Here is a 17750-nt window from a genome sequence, read left to right as displayed (position 1 = left end):
ATAATAAGACGGAGATACTATGAAACTGATGCCTTTGTTACTATCTGGCTTACTCTTCACTTCTGTGGCGAGCGCTGCAACGTTAGATGTCACGTTAAAAGAAGCCTTACCAACGGGTGCTGGCAACGATATTGGTGTTGTCACTATCACTGAAACTGATTATGGGCTGTTATTTACGCCAAAACTCACTGGATTAACACCGGGTATTCATGGTTTTCATATTCATGCTAATGGTTCTTGTGAACCAGATATGAAAGATGGCAAACCTGTACCCGCTTTAAAAGCGGGTGGCCATTTAGATCCTGAAAAAGTTGGTGTTCACTTGGGGCCTTATAATAAAAATGGGCATCTAGGTGATTTACCGGGATTAGTCGTGAATGACAAAGGTGTTGCTAATTACGCAGTATTAGCGCCAAAACTCACTAAGCTTGAACAAGTGAAAGACAAAGCAATCATGGTGCATGTTGGGGGAGACAACTATTCTGATGATCCCGAGGCTCTTGGCGGTGGTGGTGCAAGAATGGCATGTGGTGTGATTAAATAATTTAGTGCCATTATTATGAAATAAAAGCTGACAACGAACGTCGGCTTTTTTTATGCTTGTTTATAGCTTATAACTATTCGATATAACAAAATCTAAATAACGTTATTAATTACGTTAGACCGAAATGAAATAAGTGATATAGTGGTTATATATTACATCTTTATTATTCTTTTTAGTTATATGGATATAAATAGAATAACGGAATAATAAGTCTTTTGTTGAAGGGATAGCCTCTCCATGAAATTACAACAGTTGCGTTATATCGTTGAAGTGGTGAATAACGATTTAAATGTTTCAACCACGGCAGAGCGTTTGTATACATCTCAACCGGGAATAAGTAAACAAATTCGCATGTTAGAAGATGAGTTAGGTATACAAATATTTTCTCGTAGTGGTAAGCATCTAACGCATGTGACACCTGCGGGTGAAGAAATTGTAAGGCTGTCTAGAGAAATCTTATCAAAAACAGAAGCTATTCGGTCTGCTGCGGGTGAACACACTTATCCAGATAGAGGCTCATTATCGATTGCAACAACGCATACGCAAGCTCGTTATGTATTACCTCCAGTAATAAAAGGTTTTATTGAGCGCTATCCTGATGTTTCATTGCATATGAACCAAGGCTCGCCAACACAAATAGCTGAAGATGTATGCAGAGGTAAAAGTGATTTTGCGATCGCGACAGAATCACTGCATCTTTATAACGATTTAGTGATGTTGCCTTGTTATCGTTGGAACCGTATTGTGGTGGTTTCAAAAGATCACCCACTGGCACAAAAACGAGAAGTGACGTTAAAAGAGCTTGCGGGTTACGATATTGTCACTTATACCCAAGGTTTTACTGGGCGTTCTGATCTTGATGATGCTTTCGGTAAAGTAGGGTTAAAACCTAAAATTGTTTTCACTGCAACCGATGCGGATGTCATTAAAACTTATGTGAGATTACATTTAGGTATTGGTGTGATTGCCAGTATGGCATTTGATCCTGTACTCGATAGTGATTTAGTCGCAATTGATATGCGTGATAAGTTTAGTTATAGCACCACTAAAATTGCATTCCGTCGTAGTGGTTTCTTACGTGGCTATATGTATGATTTTATGTGGCGTTTTGCCCCTCATCTTACGCGTAATTTGATTGAACAAGCGGTTGCATTGCGAACTAACGAAGAGATTGAAGAGTTATTTAAAGATATCGAATTACCCTTAGTGTAATACTGAAAGGCGGGTGATCCCCGCCTTCAAGCGTGTTCATAAACCTAATTTCTGCTATTACTCATTTCAAATAAAAATCCCCACTAAAAAAAGCATCGGATTTTGCAATACTTAGCTGACGATACTTATTTAAAAAATCATAAAACTGCTGATTAATCAGTGGATCATCAAGTGCGCTAGCATCAAATACAGAAGTAATAGTCGTGTACTCTAAAGAGAGGGTAAATTTACGACCTATACAACTGGCGAGTAACATTTTCGCTGATTGATAAGAAAAACGTAGACTCAAAATTTTCAGCTTTGGAACAAAAATAAGATGATTATTATGATTGAGTATCTCCGTGATCCCAGCAATAGTTATCGTTTGATAGCTGTCTAATGATTTTCGTAAGCCGACTTCTATTTTTTGTCCTTGGGTACGTAAAAAATCAATAAACTCTCCAAGTGCGGGTGATGTGGCACTGATTGCAGCGCCTAGTAATAACTGAATAAATGCTTGAGCAACGGAAAAATCAAAGGTTTGCTTATGAAGCTTTTTTGTTTCGATTTTATTGTGCCCTAGAAGGGGTAAATGATTGAGGGTATCTAACCAATGTTCAGGGCGATAATAGGCTTCATTATCCTCTTTTTTTAATGCAGCAAGATGGTTTGCCATAATAGAAATGAGTCCAATTTGAATATTTTTAAGCTGTGACATTTTTTCTATTTCGGAAGGCTCAAAAGGTTTTGGTGATGCGATGATAAACTGCACTAAACCTTCTGCATCTTTTATGTTTTGAGAATGTAATGCATTCATCGATAAGGTTTGCGGAAAAGGCGGTGTAACAGGCTCCGCAAAATAGCGATCGGCATTCATAATATTTTTTAGTAAATCAGATTGTTCGTTATTCATAAATATTATCCTTACACAGTTATACCTCCGCCATTAAAGTCTAATTAAGTGAAAATCTAGAGACTAAAATTTATTAACATCATGACAGTCATAACATTGCGTTAACAAAATGTGTGATCTTTAAGCGAAATTCAATGTTATATGATATGTTTAATAAATAACCTTACCTATTTTGATGGTTTAAACATGCTGTCAGTATAAAAATAAGAAGGAGGAGCTATGTCGTTACGTTTGAAAAAAGAGAGCCATTCCACGCTCTTAGTCGGATCTCAAGAATATGAGTATTACCGTCTTTCAGAAGTTGCCCGCCAATTAGGCGATATTACCCGTCTTCCTAAATCTCTGAAGGTGTTACTAGAAAACTTAGTGCGTTATCTCGACAATGAAACTGTTGTTGAAGAGGACATTAAGGCGTTGGTTGAGTGGCAAAAAACAGCGCATGCATCACGTGAAATTGCTTATCGACCTGCCAGGGTGCTTATGCAAGATTTTACCGGTGTACCTGCGGTCGTTGATTTAGCCGCTATGCGTGAAGCAGTGAAATCTTTGGGTGGGCAAGTGGATAAAGTCAATCCATTATCACCTGTTGATTTGGTTATCGATCACTCAGTTATGGTTGATGAATATGCCAGTAAAAATGCGTTTGCTGAAAACGTGGAAATTGAAATGGAGCGTAACTATGAACGTTACCTTTTCTTACGTTGGGGACAGCAATCCTTTGAACGCTTTCGTGTCGTGCCACCAGGTACAGGAATTTGCCATCAGGTAAACCTTGAGTACTTAGGTAAAGCTATTTGGTCTGAAGTGCAAAATGGACGTCATGTGGCTTATCCAGATACCTTAGTTGGCACGGATTCTCACACCACAATGATCAACGGTCTTGGTGTCCTAGGTTGGGGGGTAGGAGGCATTGAAGCGGAAGCTGCAATGTTAGGTCAACCTATCTCCATGCTAATTCCTGATGTTGTTGGCTTTAAATTGACAGGAAAATTACGCGAAGGGATCACCGCAACTGATCTGGTTTTAACCGTCACACAGATGTTACGCGCTCATGGTGTGGTGGGTAAATTTGTAGAATTCTATGGGGATGGTCTAGCGTCATTACCTTTAGCTGATCGTGCAACAATAGCGAATATGTCGCCAGAGTATGGTGCGACCTGTGGATTCTTCCCAATAGATGATATCACTCTTGATTATTTGCGTTTAACAGGTCGTGAAGAACAAGAGATTGCACTAGTTGAAGCTTATAGCAAAGAGCAGGGCTTATGGCGACATACAGGCGATGAACCTATCTTTACGTCAACATTATCGCTAGATATGGGAACCGTTGAAGCAAGCCTTGCTGGACCTAAACGTCCTCAAGATAGAGTTAATCTACCGAGTGTACCAAAAGCATTTAAAGCGGCAGTAGAGCTTGAAACTAATAAGAAACCACAGTCACACTTTCCTCAAGTCAAAATTGATGATTATCCTGCGTTTGAATTAACTGATGGTGCTGTCGTTATTGCGGCGATCACATCATGTACCAACACATCAAACCCTAATGTTTTAATGGCCGCCGGATTACTGGCTAAAAATGCGGTAGAAAAAGGATTGCAGCGTAAACCTTGGGTTAAGTCTTCTTTGGCTCCAGGCTCTAAAGTGGTCACGGATTATCTTAATCTTGCAGGATTAACCCCTTATCTTGATGAATTAGGATTTAACCTTGTGGGATATGGATGCACAACATGTATTGGTAACTCAGGACCTTTATTAGCACCGATTGAAAGTGCAATTAAGGATAATGATTTAACTATTGCGGCTGTATTATCTGGTAACCGTAACTTTGAAGGTCGAATTCATCCCTTAGTGAAAACCAACTGGTTAGCCTCACCGCCTTTAGTGGTCGCTTATGCTTTATCAGGAAATATGAATATCGATCTCACTAAAGAGCCATTAGGTAAAGATAAACAGGGCAATCCTGTTTATTTAAAAGATATTTGGCCTGATAGTAGAGCGATTGCTGATGCCGTTGAGAAAGTTAAAACAGAGATGTTCCATAAAGAGTACTCCGCTGTGTTTGAAGGTGATGAGACATGGAAATCACTAAAAACACAAGATACACCTGTCTATGATTGGCAACCCGATTCTACCTATATTCGACATCCTCCTTTCTTTGAAGGAATGTCAAAAATACCAGCGCCAATTAAAGATATTCATCAAGCCAGTATTTTGGCTATTTTAGGTGATTCGGTGACAACTGATCATATCTCACCTGCAGGTAATATTAAGGCGGATAGTCCAGCGGGACGTTATTTACGTGAACACGGTGTCGAGCCGAAAGATTTTAACTCTTATGGCTCAAGACGCGGTAATCATGAAGTCATGATGCGAGGCACATTTGCCAATATTCGCATTCGTAACGAAATGGTACCGGGAGTAGAAGGTGGTTTTACCAAGCATATTCCAACGGGTGAAATATTGGCTATTTATGACGCCTCAATGCGTTATCAACAAGAAAATACACCATTAGCGATTATTGCTGGTAGTGAATATGGTTCAGGCTCTAGCCGAGACTGGGCAGCGAAAGGAACGCGTTTATTAGGGGTGCGAGTCGTTATCGCAGGCTCTTTTGAGCGTATTCACCGTTCCAACTTGATCGGTATGGGAGTTTTACCTTTAGAGTTTCCTAAAGGAGTAACTCGTCAAACATTGGGCTTAAAAGGTGATGAGAAAATTGAGATCACAGGGCTTAATGCATTAACACCGAGCCAAGATGTCGCAGTTAATATTACTTTTGCAGATAATCGCACTGAAACCATTATGGCGCGTTGCCGTATTGATACTCAAACTGAATTAGCCTATTTCCAACATGGTGGCATATTGCATTATGTTATTCGTAATATGCTTTAACTAGGTTTAGTTGTAATAAATCAAACGCCTCATTATAAAAATAATGGGGCGTTATATTCCTCGTATAGATATCGCTTTAGATGATGCTTGGTATTTTGAAAGAGGACCTGATGCTAAATAGAGCTTCTATCACCAGCCCTGGATCGCGCCACCGTTAAAAATAGTTTCGGCAGCGGTGGCAACTTCGGGTGATTGGTAAGCCTTAATAAAATCCCGCACATTATCAGCGTCTTTGTTCTCTTCTCTTGTCACAATAATATTGGTGTAAGGAGAGTTTTTATCTTCAATAAAAATACTGTCTTTGGTAGGAGATAAATTAATTTGCTGGATGTAAGTTGTACTGATAATAGCGACAGTCACCTTTGGATCGTTCAAAACTCGCGGTAATTGTGCGCCTTCTAGCTCCATAATTTTAAGCTTAAGTGGATTATCAATAATGTCGATAGCCGTAGGCAATAAACCACTGTTTGGTTTTAATGTAATCAGCTTTTCTTTATCTAATAGCAGTAATGCTCGACCTAAATTGGTGGGATCGTTAGGTACGGCAATGGTATCGCCTGATTTTAACTCCGAAGGATGCTTAATTTTTGTTGAATAGCCCGCCATAGGAAAAACAAAGGTATTACCAACAGCGACTAAATTGTAACCACGAGATTGATTATCTTGGGCAAGAAAAGGGCGATGTTGGAAAACATTGGCATCAAGTTCTTTATTTGCTGTAGGATCATTAGGTAATAAAGAACCACTGAAACTCACCAATTCAACCTCTAAGCCATATTTTTCTTTTGCGACTTTTTTGGCAATTTCAGCCACATCTTGTTCAGCGCCATTAATTACACCAACCTTGATTGAATAGCTGGTTTTATCACTATTATCACAGCCAGTTAATAACGTTCCTACTAATAATAGTGCGCCGAAAATCCTACCAGAAAAATGTAATGGCATAATGCATTCCTATCAAAATTTATTTATTAATAAATAACTTAGAATAAGATAGATAGTCAATGAAATCGCATATGACAAATTTTCACATGATATAATTTAATGATGAAAGAGCAGTAAAAAAGAACAAGATATAAGCAGAGAAAAATAGATAAAGAATGAATTTACAAGGTAATAGAACAAGAGGAATAAATAAAAAATCCGAGCAACTCAGGCTCGGATTTGAAAATAATTAATGTTGAGCTGTTACTTTATTATTGCGCTTTCTTAAATAAAAGATGACCCATTTTATCGGCTTTAGTATCAAGATAATGTGCATTGCTTGGATTACGTCCGACGATCAATGGCACTCGCTCGATAACATTAATGCCTGCGGCTTTCATGATTTCAATTTTCTTCGGATTATTGGTTAATAACCGAACTTCATGAATACCTAATAGGTTATACATGTCAGCACAAAGGGTAAAATCGCGTTCGTCAGCTTTAAAACCTAACTCGAGGTTCGCTTCAACGGTATCTAATCCTTTATCTTGCAATGCATAAGCGCGTATTTTATTTAATAATCCAATATTTCGGCCTTCTTGGCGATGATAAAGTAATACGCCACGACCCGCTTTGCTGATTTGTGAAAGCGCAGCTTCAAGCTGGAAACCACAATCACAACGTAGGCTAAATAAAGCATCACCCGTTAAGCACTCTGAATGAATACGAGATAATACGGGCTCTGAGCCTGAAATATCGCCATAAACAAGGGCGACATGATCTTTTCCTGTTGCGATTTCTTCAAAACCAACCATTAAAAACTCACCAAAAGGAGTAGGTAGTTTTGCTTCTGCGATACGTCTTAATTTCATTATTTTTGACTCATAATTTCAGGTGAAACTCTCGTTCAAGATTATACACTTTATAACGAGAACAAAGAGAAATAAAACACTGAAATGCTTCCATGTCTGATAGGCAAGGAAATGGGATAACACACACTTATAAATTCACACCATTACAAATTATCAGATTTTGTGCCCTCTTGCATAATGATTTATTGCTAAACTTGCATCGTTTATACTGATAATCTTTAGCTGTGAACGGAAGATAATATTTGTATTTAACAAGGGGCAATATATTGAATAAGCAAATAACAAAGTTGATTCTATTAGGCAGTATGTTGCTCTTAATCATACCGAGTGTTGTTTTGATATTGGGTTGGAAATGGCAACCTACCGACCACCCTTTAGGCGGTATAAGTACATTATGGATAGCAGATAGTGCAGCAAAACCTTGGGGTGCTGTGACTATTATTACTTTCTTAACGTTGCTTTTTATGGTTTTAAAATTAAAGCGTAACCATTTTATTCAATTAGCCGTGATAATTATTGCTACACTGGCTATTGGACAATTAATTAAAGTTGCGGTTAAAAATACAGTAAAAGAGCCTCGTCCTTATGTTGTTTGGGTTAGTGAAAATTTGCACATTAGCTCTGAGGCTTTTTATCAAGTTTCAAGACTAGAGCGAGAACAATTGCTTCAAAATGGATTAACCAACTCACCTGTGATCCCTGAATGGCAACTTAAACATTGGAAAGCTGAAACGGGTTATGCTTTCCCGTCGGGTCATAGCTTATTTTCTGCCACGCTCGCATTATTTGTTTTTGCCCTTTTTATGTTGCGTCGTCATTATTTTTTAGCGTCACTCGGGTTATTATGGGGAATTGATGTCACGGTAGGGCGTATTGTATTAGGAATGCACTGGGCATCTGATGTGATTGTCGGTATTCTTATCAGCACAGTGCTGGTTTGGTGTGCATTTAAGGTGATTGAGCGACGTTTATTGCTCAAATCCTGACAATAGCCCTTATTTTTGAGATACAGAATGTCTTTTTCGATATTTATGTGAAAAAATATACGAAAATCAGATGATTCTAAGAAATCACTTTCTTTGTGCGCAGTGAAAATGCTACCTTTATCTGTCTACTAAAGAAAAGAGAATAAAAAAGGAAATAATGTGAAAAAAGTCCTACTTTTTATTTTGGTTATTCTTGTTCTTGCCATCGTGGTGATTGCCATGACTTTAGGCACAAATAACGATCAGGTAGTCACATTTAATTACCTTATTGCTCAAGGCGAATATCGTATTTCTACCTTGTTAGCGACCCTGTTTGGTGTGGGCTTTGTACTTGGCTGGATTGTAAGTGGTGTTTTTTATCTACGTGCACGCTTATCATTAGGCCGAGCAAAACGTAAAATTAAACGCCTTGAAAGCGCCCAAACAAAACAAGAAAACCAAGAAAGTCGCCCAACGGTTGCTTCTGCTACGAAATAAGGACGATAGCTGATGCTAGAATTGCTGTTTCTGTTATTACCTGTCGCTGCGGCTTACGGCTGGTATATGGGGCGTCGTGGTGCTCAACAGGACAAACAGCAGAACGCCGATCGCCTGTCACGTGAATATGTGGCGGGTGTTAACTTCTTACTTTCTGATCAACAAGATAAAGCGGTTGATCTTTTCCTCGAAATGCTTAAAGAAGATAGCTCCGCTTTTGAGGCTCATCTTACTTTAGGTAATCTTTTCCGCTCTCGTGGCGAAGTTGAACGAGCTATTCGTATCCACCAATCGTTAATGGAGAGTGCTGCACTTTCTTTTGATCAACGCCTACTTGCTGTTCAACAGTTAGGTCGCGATTATGTGGCGGCGGGTGTTTACGATCGTGCTGAAAATATGTTTCAGCAACTTATTGATGAACAAGAATTTCGCCAAAGTGCGCTACAGTCTTTGCTTGCTATTTACCAGTTAACCAGTGATTGGGGGAAAGCCATAGAAACGGCTGAAAAATTGGTAAAGTTAGGTCAGCATGAATTAAAAGAACAAATTTCACATTTTTATTGTGAATTGGCACTTCAAGAAATGAGCAGTGATAATCTCGATAGTGCGCTTAATTTGTTGCAAAAAGCAGGGCAAATGGATCCACTTTGCGCCCGTGTTTCAATTATGTATGGTCGTATCTATATTGCCCGTGATGATAAACAAAAAGCCATTGATGTTTTAATGAAAGTCATTGAGCAAGATAAAGAGATGGTCAGTGAAACCTTACCTATGCTTTTTGAATGTTTCCAATCTCAAGGCGATACTTCTCGCTGGGAAACTTATTTACGTCAATGTGTGGATAGTAATTGTGGTGCGATTGCTGAACTTTACCTTGCTGACATTATTGAAGCTAAAGAAGGTATTGAAGCGGCTCAGTTATACATTAATCGCCAATTAGAACGTCATCCAACCATGCGCCTGTTCTATCGTTTAATGCGTTACCATTTAGCAGAGGCGGAAGAAGGACGCGCCAAAGAGAGCCTTATCTTATTACGCTATATGGTTGGTGAACAAATTCGCACAAAACCAGATTATCGTTGCCATAAATGTGGTTTTACCTCTCATGCATTATATTGGCATTGTCCATCCTGTCGTTCATGGGATACCGTTAAACCTATTCGCGGTTTAGATGGTCAGTGACAATGTCACTTTTTTAATAGTCTCTTTATAAATAAAGGCCCTAAAATGTCATTTCATTGTGATAAAAAATCGCCCGAGCTTACCTGCGCGCCCGTTATCGTGGCACTAGACTATGAAGACCAAAAAAGTGCATTAGATTTTGCACAACGTATCGATCCCTTATCTTGTCGTTTAAAAATTGGTAAAGAGATGTTTACCCGTTTTGGGCCTCAATTTGTGACTCAGTTACAAAAAGAAGGGTTTGATATTTTTTTAGATTTGAAATTCCATGATATTCCCAATACCGTTGCAAGAGCTGTCGCCGCCGCTGCTGATTTAGGTGTATGGATGGTCAATGTACATGCGAGTGGTGGAAGTCGTATGATGCGTGCTGCCAAAGAGAGCCTTACAGCCTTTGGTAAAGATGCACCACTTTTAACGGCAGTGACAGTACTTACCAGTATGGACCAATCTGATTTAATTGAATTGGGAATAACATTGACGCCTGCAGAACAAGCTGAACGTTTAGCGTTACTGACAAAATCTTGTGGTCTTGATGGGGTTGTCTGCTCTGCGCATGAAGCAATGCGTTTTAAACAAGTTTGTGGTGATGATTTCTTATTAGTCACTCCGGGTATTCGCCCGGCAGGAAGTGATGTTGGCGATCAGCGTCGCGTAATGACACCAGAGCAAGCTATTGCAGCCGGTGTTGATTATATGGTGATTGGTCGACCTATCACGCGTAGCGATAACCCTCTTGAAACACTGCAACAAATTAATCGTTCTATACAAGGTATGTAATTTAACATGGATAATAACTCTCGTTTGGTTTATTCCACAGATGCGGGTCGCATTAAAGAAGAAGAGCAAAAACCGGTTCGTCCTACTGGTGATGGTATTGTGCGTATTCAGCGTCAAACTAGTGGACGTAAAGGCAAAGGTGTTTGCGTTGTTTCAGGTATCGATCTGGATGATGTAGAGCTAGCCAAACTGGCGGCCGAACTAAAGAAAAAATGTGGTTGTGGTGGTAGTGTAAAAGACGGTTTAATTGAGATCCAAGGCGATAAACGCGATTTAATTAAATCGCTATTAGAAGCCAAAGGAATGAAAGTTAAACTCGCTGGTGGCTGATTTATTTAGCTAGATAGCAACAAAATTAATCATAGTGCGCTGATTTTCCATTGAGATTAGCGCATTTTTTATTTTTACACTCTTTATTGTCACATAAGAGATGTCTTTTTAAAGGTATTTTATGAAAGCGTATTTGATGATTGTTGCACTGTTATATTCTTCTGCGCTTTTTGCAGAAAACAAGACTGAAAACATGGTTATTCATGATAAATATTGCTCTTCGCCAGAGCAAACAATGGATGAGGTTTTTGAAAATGGGGCGCTAACCTATTGTGTTTATGCAGGTCTTTCAATTGCAGATGCTTATAAAAAATATGTCAGTGAGCATAATGAAGATTATCTCGTAAAAACCATTAAGGTGAACAATAACATCCAAAAAGAGTATACGAAAGATGATGTTGTTGTTGATTATAAATGGGAAAGCCCAAAGAAATTGATGATAGAACAACAGTTTTCAGGTGGCTTTACGGAGTTTTTGCTAGAAGAAGATAAGAAAGGCACTAAAATCACAATTACGGGACATCCGGATTAATAATCAGTCAAACAGAGAAGTCTATAAGTAAGATTATAGGTGACAATGTCACCTATTTTTTGCATTTCATTTTATTCTTTCTCATCTATTTTTAGATATTTCACCGGTACTGAAAGCGTTAACCAGACCCCATTATCAGCCTGATAAAACTCAAAACCTTCACTAAACATTTTTTCACTATCCACAGTTAAAACAATAGCTTTTCCATGACGATCACCGACATTCACGGCTGTTTTATAATCTTGTGAAAGGTGAACATATTGACGACCATTAGGAATTAAACCTTGCTTAAAAATACTATCGATAAAGCGAGTTGCTGTACCGTGAAAAAGTATTTTAGGGGGAGTAATAGCTTGGTAATCAATTGTGGTTTTAAGCGAGTGGCCTTGAACTGCGCGAATAAAAAGCCCGTCTTCTGAGATAGCAAAACGCTTTTTATCATTGGTTTCTACAACGTCTTTAATTAATTCAAGGGTTAGCGCTGTTCCATTTTTCTGTGCTAAAGGGATTAATTTTGATATTTCTCCCCATCCTTGGTCATCTAACGTTAAACCGATACTTTCAGGGGCGTGACGTAAGATATAACTTAAAAAACGACTAATTTGTACTTTATCTTTCATTGATTTAATCCATTTATTAACTATTAAATTTATGATGCAAGAGAAGATCCCCATGCAACATAAAAACATTTCCTTTCTTTTTAATGCTCTTTTTTATCGCTAGTTTAAAAATGAGAGACATAAAAAAAGCTGATAGCTCAAAACGAACTATCAGCCTTATTGTATACCGATTTAAGTCCTATTAGATAGGACGAGCAACGATATTACGAGTTTCTAGTTTTACATCTTCAATACGAACAGGAATGACATCATTGAGTTTATACGCGGTTTCGCCTTTCACAATAACGGTGCCTGTCTCTTGGCTACATTGGATTTCATCACGTACAGCATGTAAGAATGGTGCAGGAATAAAAGCGACAGCACCATTTTCAACTAGGCGAACACGAACACCACCACGAGTAATATCGATAATTTCTGCATTAAATGGTGTTTCAGTGCCAGCAAAGGGTTTTAAGAAACGTGCATATAACCAATCACCCACATCACGTTCAGCCATACGGTTAGCGCGGCGACGCTCTGCGATACGAATGCCATCTTCTTCTTGCGGTTTTTCAGCACTTTCTTTGCTGATAATCGCTTTGAGTAAACGGTGATTTAAAATATCACTGTATTTACGAATTGGAGAAGTCCATGTTGCATAAGCTTCTAACCCCAAGCCAAAATGAGGGCCTGGCTCTGCTTTGATTTCAGCAAAGTTCTGGAAGCGACGAATACGGCTATCAAGGAATTGATTTGGCTGATTATCAAGTTCACGACGCAATTGACAGAAACCTTCAAGCGTTAACAAACTTTCAGATGTCGTTTCAATACCGTTATCTTTTAAGGTTTGTACAACTTGATCGATATAAAGTGGATCAAAGCCTGTATGAACGTTGTAAACGCCAAAGCCTAAGTTTTTCGCTAGCACTTTTGCTGCACAGATATTGGCGGTGATCATCGCTTCTTCAACAATGCGGTTTGCGATACGGCGTTTTTCTGCCACGATATCTAAAACATTGCCGCCTTCATCAAGAATAAAACGGTAATCAGGGCGTTCTTTAAAGACCAGAGCATGTTTTTCACGCCATTCATGACGTTTTTCACACATCTCTTTTAATAACATTACTTGCTCATGAACCATTTCATTTTCAGGTTGCCATTGTGAGTTTTCACCTTCTAACCAATCTGAAATATTGTCATAAACCAGCTTAGCTTTTGATTCTACCCATGCAGAATAGAAGTGAATATCTTCAAGCAGAGCACCATCTTCAGTGATGCTGACTTGGCAAACTAATGCAGGGCGTTTTTCATTAGGGCGTAATGAGCAAATGTTATCTGACAATTCGCGAGGCAGCATCGGGATATTAAAGCCCGGTAGGTAATTAGTTAGTGCACGTTGTGCAGCAATTTTATCTAATTCACTATTTGGCAGAATATAAGCTGTTGGATCGGCGATTGCGATAAATAGCGTTAATTGACCATTCTCTTCTTTACGAATAAAGAGCGCGTCATCCATATCTTCTGTTGATGCACTATCAATAGTGACAAAGGAGAGAGAAGTCAGGTCTTCACGAGGCAAAGTATCATGTAATGTCAGTGCTTCGTTACCCATTTCAGGCGCATCACGTTCAAGTTGATGACGCATTAAGGTCACCCACCAAGGAGCAAAGTGATCATCTTTATCTGTGATATAGTCGGTTATTTCTGCCTGAAAACCTTTATCACCTTTATTAAGAGGGTGACGACGCATTACAGCAACGACCCAATCTTGATCAACAAAGCTATGTGTTAAGCCTTGAGCAGGACGGCAAGGAATAGCGTCTTTTAAAAGAGGGTGGTCTGGAATTATCCACAGACGGTTATCACCTTCTTTTTTCTGAATACGGCCGACAAAACGCGTTAAGAAAGGTTCGACTAATTCTTCGGGTTCAACCGACTCTTTATCGCCGTTTGTATGAACAGCGGCAATAACTCGGTCGCCGTGCATTACTTTTTTCATTTGTGGAGGGGGGATAAAATAGCTTTTCTGACCATCAACTTCAAGGAAGCCAAAGCCTTTATCTGTTCCCTTTACAAGGCCTTCCACGCGCGGTGTCTGGGCATGGAGTTGCTGTTTTAGCTGTGCAAGCAGCGGATTGTCTTGAAACATATTTTTCCGGAAAGTCGGCAGTTTTAATAATAAAAGTGGGCAATAGTTTTATTCGATTGTGTGTAGTGACGCAAGCAATATTGCATCAGAAAAACAGACAAATCGGCAAAAAATTATTCAGGATCTGTTTTTTCTTTAAATTCACAAAGATCTTCAATAATACAAGAGCCACACCGTGGTTTTCGTGCAATACAGGTATAACGACCATGAAGAATAAGCCAATGGTGACAATCAACTTTAAATTCTGCCGGAACAACCTTTAACAGTTTTTGTTCAACTTCATTGACATTTTTACCTGGGGCGAAACCTGTGCGATTACTCACTCTAAAGATATGCGTATCGACAGCGATTGTTGGCCAGCCAAATGCTGTGTTTAAAACGACATTTGCTGTTTTACGACCGACGCCGGGTAAGGCTTCTAGGGCTTCTCTGTTTTCAGGAACTTCGCTGTTATGTTTATCGACTAAGATTTGACACGTTTTAATCACATTTTCAGCTTTAGTATTATATAGACCAATGGTTTTAATGTATTTCTTAAGACCATCGACGCCTAAAGTCAGTATCGCCTGTGGCGTATTGGCAACAGGGTAAAGCTTAGCTGTTGCCTTATTAACACTCACATCGGTGGCTTGTGCAGAGAGTAATACGGAGATCAATAGTTCAAACGGAGAGTCAAATTTTAGCTCTGTCGTTGGTTGCGGATTGTCATCGCGCAACCGAGTTAGAATTTCAATACGTTTTGCTTGATTCATTATGCTCACAAATTAGTTTTTAACGATATGACTACCACAGCCTTGTTCTTTTTCGTAAGTTTTAATTGTCGAAGCGCTGCGCTTTTTCTGTCTTTCATCAATTAGGTATTTTGCTGCTAACATAAAGCCTAAGCCGATAAAAGCACCCGGTGGCAAAATAGCAAGTAAGAAGGGGGAGTCTAAATGTACTATCTCAACTCTTAATACTTGCGCCCATTCACCTAATAGTAAATCAGCCCCGTCAAATAATGTACCGTTACCTAATACTTCACGTATAGCACCTAAAACAAAGAGCGCCGCTGTTGCACCTAATCCCATCGCTAGACCATCAATAGCAGAAGGAAAAACTTCATTCTTAGCGGCAAAAGCTTCAGCACGACCAATAACAATACAGTTAGTGACGATCAATGGAATGAAGATCCCTAAAGATTGATATAAGCCATAAGCGTATGCGTTGATCAGTAATTGCACAGCACTGACGACTGACGCAATTATCATAACATAAATTGGGATACGAATTTCAGAAGGAACCCAACGACGTAAGCTAGAAACGGCAACATTTGTGCAAAATAGGACTAATGTTGTCGCAATACCAAGGCCTAAGGCGTTTGTTGCTGTTGAGGAAACCGCAAGTAAAGGGCACAACCCAAGTAATTGCACTAAAGCTGAGTTATTTTTCCATAGCCCTTGAGAAAAGAGCTCTTTAATTGAGTTCATATTAATTTGCCTCACAGACAGAGAGTGTATCCAGTTTCTCTGGTAAAGATTGTATTAACCACGCAGTACGCTTTGATGAGTTGACGACAGCACGAGGGGTGATCGTCGCACCCGTAAATTGATCAAAATCGCCACCATCTTTTTTTACTGCCCAGTGCGGATCGTTTTCACTGGAAATGAATCTATTACTCAGTGTCATGATCCAATCCGAAATACGTGTTTCAATTTTATCACCTAGCCCCGGTGTTTCATTGTGAGCAGTAACACGAACACCAAGGACATTACCTTTAAAGTCGGCACCCACAAGAAGCTCAATGGCGCCTGAATATCCATCGGGTGCCGTAGATTCTAACGCGGCAGCAACAGGTTTACCGTCTAAACGGGCAACATACAGTTTATGGGGTTTGGTATTACCTAATTCTGGTGCTGTAAGAAGATAACAATCTTTAGAAAGCGAATTGTTATACATAGCTTTGGGGATCACTTGATCCAATAATTTTTGTTTCTCTAAGACAACTTGCTCTGCAATGGTATCTGCTGTGAGGTGATAGACCACAGCGGTTAAGCCCGTAGTACAAGCAGCAAAGATAGCTAATGTGAGTCCATGGCGTTTTAAGATTTCGATCATCATTTTCTCCTTAGCATTAATGCCCGTAAACACGAGGGCGTGTATAGCTATCAATAAGAGGTACAGCGATATTGGCAAGTAATACAGAGAAAGCAACGGCATCTGGATATCCGCCATAAACACGGATAACCCAAACTAATAAACCAATCATTCCTGCATAAATTAAACGACCTTTAGGCGTTGTTGAGGCGCTAACCGGATCAGTGGCAATAAAAAATGCTCCTAGCATGGTCGCTCCAGAGAAAATTTGTAATAGCGGTTGTGAGTAACGAGTAGGATCAATGCCCCAGCTAATAACCGAGCATAGTGCTAATACTGAGATCATCGCAACAGGGATATGCCAGCTAATAATGCGTTTATAAAGTAGAATTAATCCACCCACTAAATAAGCCACATTCACCCATTGCCAACCAATGCCCGCAAATTCACCTTGTAAAATAGGTGTTGCTAACACTTCATCAATTGAGTGAGTTAATAAGCCTGTTTTAAAACTATCAAGAGGCGTTGCTTGTGTAATGCCATCAACAGAGCGTCTTAAATCTTCAAGCGTTAAGCCAGATGATGTATGTCCCGTAAAGAAGATACTTAAACTATCCATTACATTGTAAGAGACAGTTTGTAATTCAACTGGAGGCATCCATGATGTCATTTGTACTGGGAATGAGATAAGTAAAACCACATAACCCACCATTGCTGGATTAAATGGATTTTGTCCTAAGCCGCCATAAATATGTTTTGCGATAACAATGGCAACAAAAGTACCTAACACAATGATCCACCATGGCGCTAGAGGTGGAATACTAATAGCGAGTAATACGCCAGTCAGTAACGCTGAGTTGTCTTTCAGATATAGTAAAGGATCTTCTTTTTTGAGTTTTACGCAGAGTGTTTCAGTCACAAGCGCTACGATAATCGCTAACACAATTTGGTAAATAGTTCCTAGGCCAAAAAAATAGATCTGGCTTAAGATCCCCGGTAGTGCTGCTAATGTTACCCATAGCATAACTTGGCTGGTGGACTGTTGATTATGCGTAAAAGGTGAACTCGCAATCTTTAATTTACTATTGTTATTTTGTATTGGTCTGAATTTCATCTGTGATTAATCCAAGGTAACTTCTTCTTTAGCTCGACGTTGTTCGGCTTCTTTTTTCGCTTTTACTCTGGCAATAGCGGCAGCGACAGCTGCTTTACGCGGATCGACTTCTTCCGCTTTAGCATTTTGAGTAGGGGCTTCATCAATTGTTTCTGCTGGAGCTTGTTGAGCTTCTTTTTTGGCTTTTAC

General features: G+C 39.4%; 19 protein-coding genes. 9 read left to right on the top strand and 10 right to left on the bottom strand.

The genetic code is table 11. The annotated features are described in order from the left end of the window. Positions 1 to 19 precede the first annotated feature (19 nt). Together sodC and cysB are read left to right on the top strand one after the other, a co-directional pair. Entirely contained in the window at positions 20 to 544 is a 525-nt protein-coding gene (gene sodC / locus C0T34_RS08705) for a superoxide dismutase family protein (RefSeq protein ID WP_109850017.1), read from the top strand. A gap of 237 nt (positions 545 to 781) precedes the next feature. Continuing rightward, entirely contained in the window at positions 782 to 1756 is a 975-nt protein-coding gene (gene cysB / locus C0T34_RS08700) for an HTH-type transcriptional regulator CysB (RefSeq protein WP_075672088.1), read from the top strand. A gap of 61 nt (positions 1757 to 1817) precedes the next feature. Here cysB and C0T34_RS08695 read toward each other — a convergent pair whose 3' ends face one another. Then, entirely contained in the window at positions 1818 to 2648 is an 831-nt protein-coding gene (locus C0T34_RS08695) for a hypothetical protein (RefSeq protein ID WP_098942996.1), read from the bottom strand. A gap of 219 nt (positions 2649 to 2867) precedes the next feature. Here C0T34_RS08695 and acnA point away from each other — a divergent pair, with 219 nt between their 5' ends. Further along, on the top strand, positions 2868 to 5540 hold the full coding sequence (gene acnA / locus C0T34_RS08690; protein ID WP_109850016.1) for an aconitate hydratase AcnA: 2673 nt from the start codon (positions 2868 to 2870) through the stop codon (positions 5538 to 5540). Between the two features lie 129 nt (positions 5541 to 5669). Here the strand turns inward: acnA and C0T34_RS08685 are convergent, their stop codons facing one another. Both C0T34_RS08685 and ribA read right to left on the bottom strand, forming a co-directional pair. Next, complete coding sequence (locus tag C0T34_RS08685; RefSeq protein ID WP_098942992.1) at positions 5670 to 6485, bottom strand: MetQ/NlpA family lipoprotein; 816 nt, start codon at positions 6483 to 6485, stop codon at positions 5670 to 5672. 251 nt (positions 6486 to 6736) lie between these two features. Continuing rightward, positions 6737 to 7336, bottom strand: coding sequence for a GTP cyclohydrolase II (gene ribA / locus C0T34_RS08680; protein ID WP_098942990.1), 600 nt, complete (start codon positions 7334 to 7336; stop codon positions 6737 to 6739). Positions 7337 to 7602: 266 nt separating this feature from the next. Between ribA and pgpB the strand changes: the two genes are divergently transcribed. From pgpB to C0T34_RS08650, 6 genes are all read left to right on the top strand, one after another. Next, positions 7603 to 8322 carry a phosphatidylglycerophosphatase B gene (gene pgpB, locus C0T34_RS08675; protein WP_098942988.1) on the top strand — a complete coding sequence of 240 codons (720 nt, stop codon included), beginning with the start codon at positions 7603 to 7605 and terminating at the stop codon, positions 8320 to 8322. 159 nt (positions 8323 to 8481) lie between these two features. Continuing rightward, the gene (locus C0T34_RS08670) at positions 8482 to 8799 is read left to right on the top strand and encodes a LapA family protein (RefSeq protein ID WP_098942986.1); all 318 of its coding nucleotides are present in this window, start codon (positions 8482 to 8484) and stop codon (positions 8797 to 8799) included. Positions 8800 to 8811: 12 nt separating this feature from the next. Beyond that, the gene (lapB, locus tag C0T34_RS08665) at positions 8812 to 9981 is read left to right on the top strand and encodes a lipopolysaccharide assembly protein LapB (protein ID WP_098942984.1); all 1170 of its coding nucleotides are present in this window, start codon (positions 8812 to 8814) and stop codon (positions 9979 to 9981) included. A 45-nt stretch (positions 9982 to 10026) separates the two neighbouring features. Further along, on the top strand, positions 10027 to 10761 hold the full coding sequence (pyrF, locus tag C0T34_RS08660) for an orotidine-5'-phosphate decarboxylase (protein ID WP_109850015.1): 735 nt from the start codon (positions 10027 to 10029) through the stop codon (positions 10759 to 10761). 6 nt (positions 10762 to 10767) lie between these two features. Beyond that, the gene (gene yciH / locus C0T34_RS08655; protein ID WP_098942980.1) at positions 10768 to 11091 is read left to right on the top strand and encodes a stress response translation initiation inhibitor YciH; all 324 of its coding nucleotides are present in this window, start codon (positions 10768 to 10770) and stop codon (positions 11089 to 11091) included. Between the two features lie 121 nt (positions 11092 to 11212). Continuing rightward, positions 11213 to 11623, top strand: a complete 411-nt coding sequence (locus C0T34_RS08650; RefSeq protein ID WP_098942978.1) for a hypothetical protein — start codon at positions 11213 to 11215, stop codon at positions 11621 to 11623. A 71-nt stretch (positions 11624 to 11694) separates the two neighbouring features. On the opposite strand, the gene C0T34_RS08645 is transcribed toward C0T34_RS08650, so the two are convergent. The 7 genes from C0T34_RS08645 to C0T34_RS08615 all read right to left on the bottom strand — a co-directional run. Further along, a complete protein-coding gene (locus tag C0T34_RS08645; RefSeq protein ID WP_109394353.1) occupies positions 11695 to 12243 on the bottom strand; it encodes an RNA 2'-phosphotransferase in 549 nt (182 codons plus the stop codon). A gap of 181 nt (positions 12244 to 12424) precedes the next feature. Further along, positions 12425 to 14371 (bottom strand): exoribonuclease II, encoded by a 1947-nt coding sequence (locus tag C0T34_RS08640; RefSeq protein ID WP_098942974.1) that lies wholly within the window; start codon positions 14369 to 14371, stop codon positions 12425 to 12427. A 113-nt stretch (positions 14372 to 14484) separates the two neighbouring features. Then, the gene (nth, locus tag C0T34_RS08635) at positions 14485 to 15123 is read right to left on the bottom strand and encodes an endonuclease III (RefSeq protein ID WP_075672064.1); all 639 of its coding nucleotides are present in this window, start codon (positions 15121 to 15123) and stop codon (positions 14485 to 14487) included. 12 nt (positions 15124 to 15135) lie between these two features. Beyond that, positions 15136 to 15840 (bottom strand): electron transport complex subunit E, encoded by a 705-nt coding sequence (locus C0T34_RS08630; protein ID WP_098942972.1) that lies wholly within the window; start codon positions 15838 to 15840, stop codon positions 15136 to 15138. A gap of 1 nt (position 15841) precedes the next feature. Continuing rightward, complete coding sequence (rsxG, locus tag C0T34_RS08625; protein ID WP_098942970.1) at positions 15842 to 16468, bottom strand: electron transport complex subunit RsxG; 627 nt, start codon at positions 16466 to 16468, stop codon at positions 15842 to 15844. A 16-nt stretch (positions 16469 to 16484) separates the two neighbouring features. Continuing rightward, positions 16485 to 17561: an electron transport complex subunit RsxD gene (gene rsxD, locus C0T34_RS08620; protein WP_098942968.1), complete on the bottom strand. Its 1077-nt coding sequence runs from the start codon at positions 17559 to 17561 to the stop codon at positions 16485 to 16487. A gap of 6 nt (positions 17562 to 17567) precedes the next feature. Beyond that, the coding region (locus tag C0T34_RS08615) for a hypothetical protein (RefSeq protein ID WP_162556820.1) at positions 17568 to 17750 on the bottom strand (183 nt) is incomplete at its 5' end.

It is taken from the genome of Proteus sp. CA142267, assembly GCF_003336825.1.
GTDB lineage: Bacteria > Pseudomonadota > Gammaproteobacteria > Enterobacterales > Enterobacteriaceae > Proteus > Proteus terrae.
The sequence above is the reverse complement of the archived record's forward strand: the minus strand, read 5'-3'. Positions and strand labels throughout refer to the sequence as shown.

Bases quoted from the DNA above. Each gene is read 5' to 3' on its own strand.
- sodC (WP_109850017.1), top strand. From the start codon at position 20: ATGAAACTGATGCCTTTGTTACTATCTGGCTTACTCTTCACTTCTGTG.
- cysB (WP_075672088.1), top strand. From the start codon at position 782: ATGAAATTACAACAGTTGCGTTATATCGTTGAAGTGGTGAATAACGAT.
- C0T34_RS08695 (WP_098942996.1), bottom strand. From the start codon at position 2,648: ATGAATAACGAACAATCTGATTTACTAAAAAATATTATGAATGCCGAT.
- acnA (WP_109850016.1), top strand. From the start codon at position 2,868: ATGTCGTTACGTTTGAAAAAAGAGAGCCATTCCACGCTCTTAGTCGGA.
- C0T34_RS08685 (WP_098942992.1), bottom strand. From the start codon at position 6,485: ATGCCATTACATTTTTCTGGTAGGATTTTCGGCGCACTATTATTAGTA.
- ribA (WP_098942990.1), bottom strand. From the start codon at position 7,336: ATGAAATTAAGACGTATCGCAGAAGCAAAACTACCTACTCCTTTTGGT.
- lapB (WP_098942984.1), top strand. From the start codon at position 8,812: ATGCTAGAATTGCTGTTTCTGTTATTACCTGTCGCTGCGGCTTACGGC.
- pyrF (WP_109850015.1), top strand. From the start codon at position 10,027: ATGTCATTTCATTGTGATAAAAAATCGCCCGAGCTTACCTGCGCGCCC.
- yciH (WP_098942980.1), top strand. From the start codon at position 10,768: ATGGATAATAACTCTCGTTTGGTTTATTCCACAGATGCGGGTCGCATT.
- C0T34_RS08650 (WP_098942978.1), top strand. From the start codon at position 11,213: ATGAAAGCGTATTTGATGATTGTTGCACTGTTATATTCTTCTGCGCTT.
- C0T34_RS08645 (WP_109394353.1), bottom strand. From the start codon at position 12,243: ATGAAAGATAAAGTACAAATTAGTCGTTTTTTAAGTTATATCTTACGT.
- C0T34_RS08640 (WP_098942974.1), bottom strand. From the start codon at position 14,371: ATGTTTCAAGACAATCCGCTGCTTGCACAGCTAAAACAGCAACTCCAT.
- nth (WP_075672064.1), bottom strand. From the start codon at position 15,123: ATGAATCAAGCAAAACGTATTGAAATTCTAACTCGGTTGCGCGATGAC.
- C0T34_RS08630 (WP_098942972.1), bottom strand. From the start codon at position 15,840: ATGAACTCAATTAAAGAGCTCTTTTCTCAAGGGCTATGGAAAAATAAC.
- rsxG (WP_098942970.1), bottom strand. From the start codon at position 16,468: ATGATCGAAATCTTAAAACGCCATGGACTCACATTAGCTATCTTTGCT.
- rsxD (WP_098942968.1), bottom strand. From the start codon at position 17,561: ATGAAATTCAGACCAATACAAAATAACAATAGTAAATTAAAGATTGCG.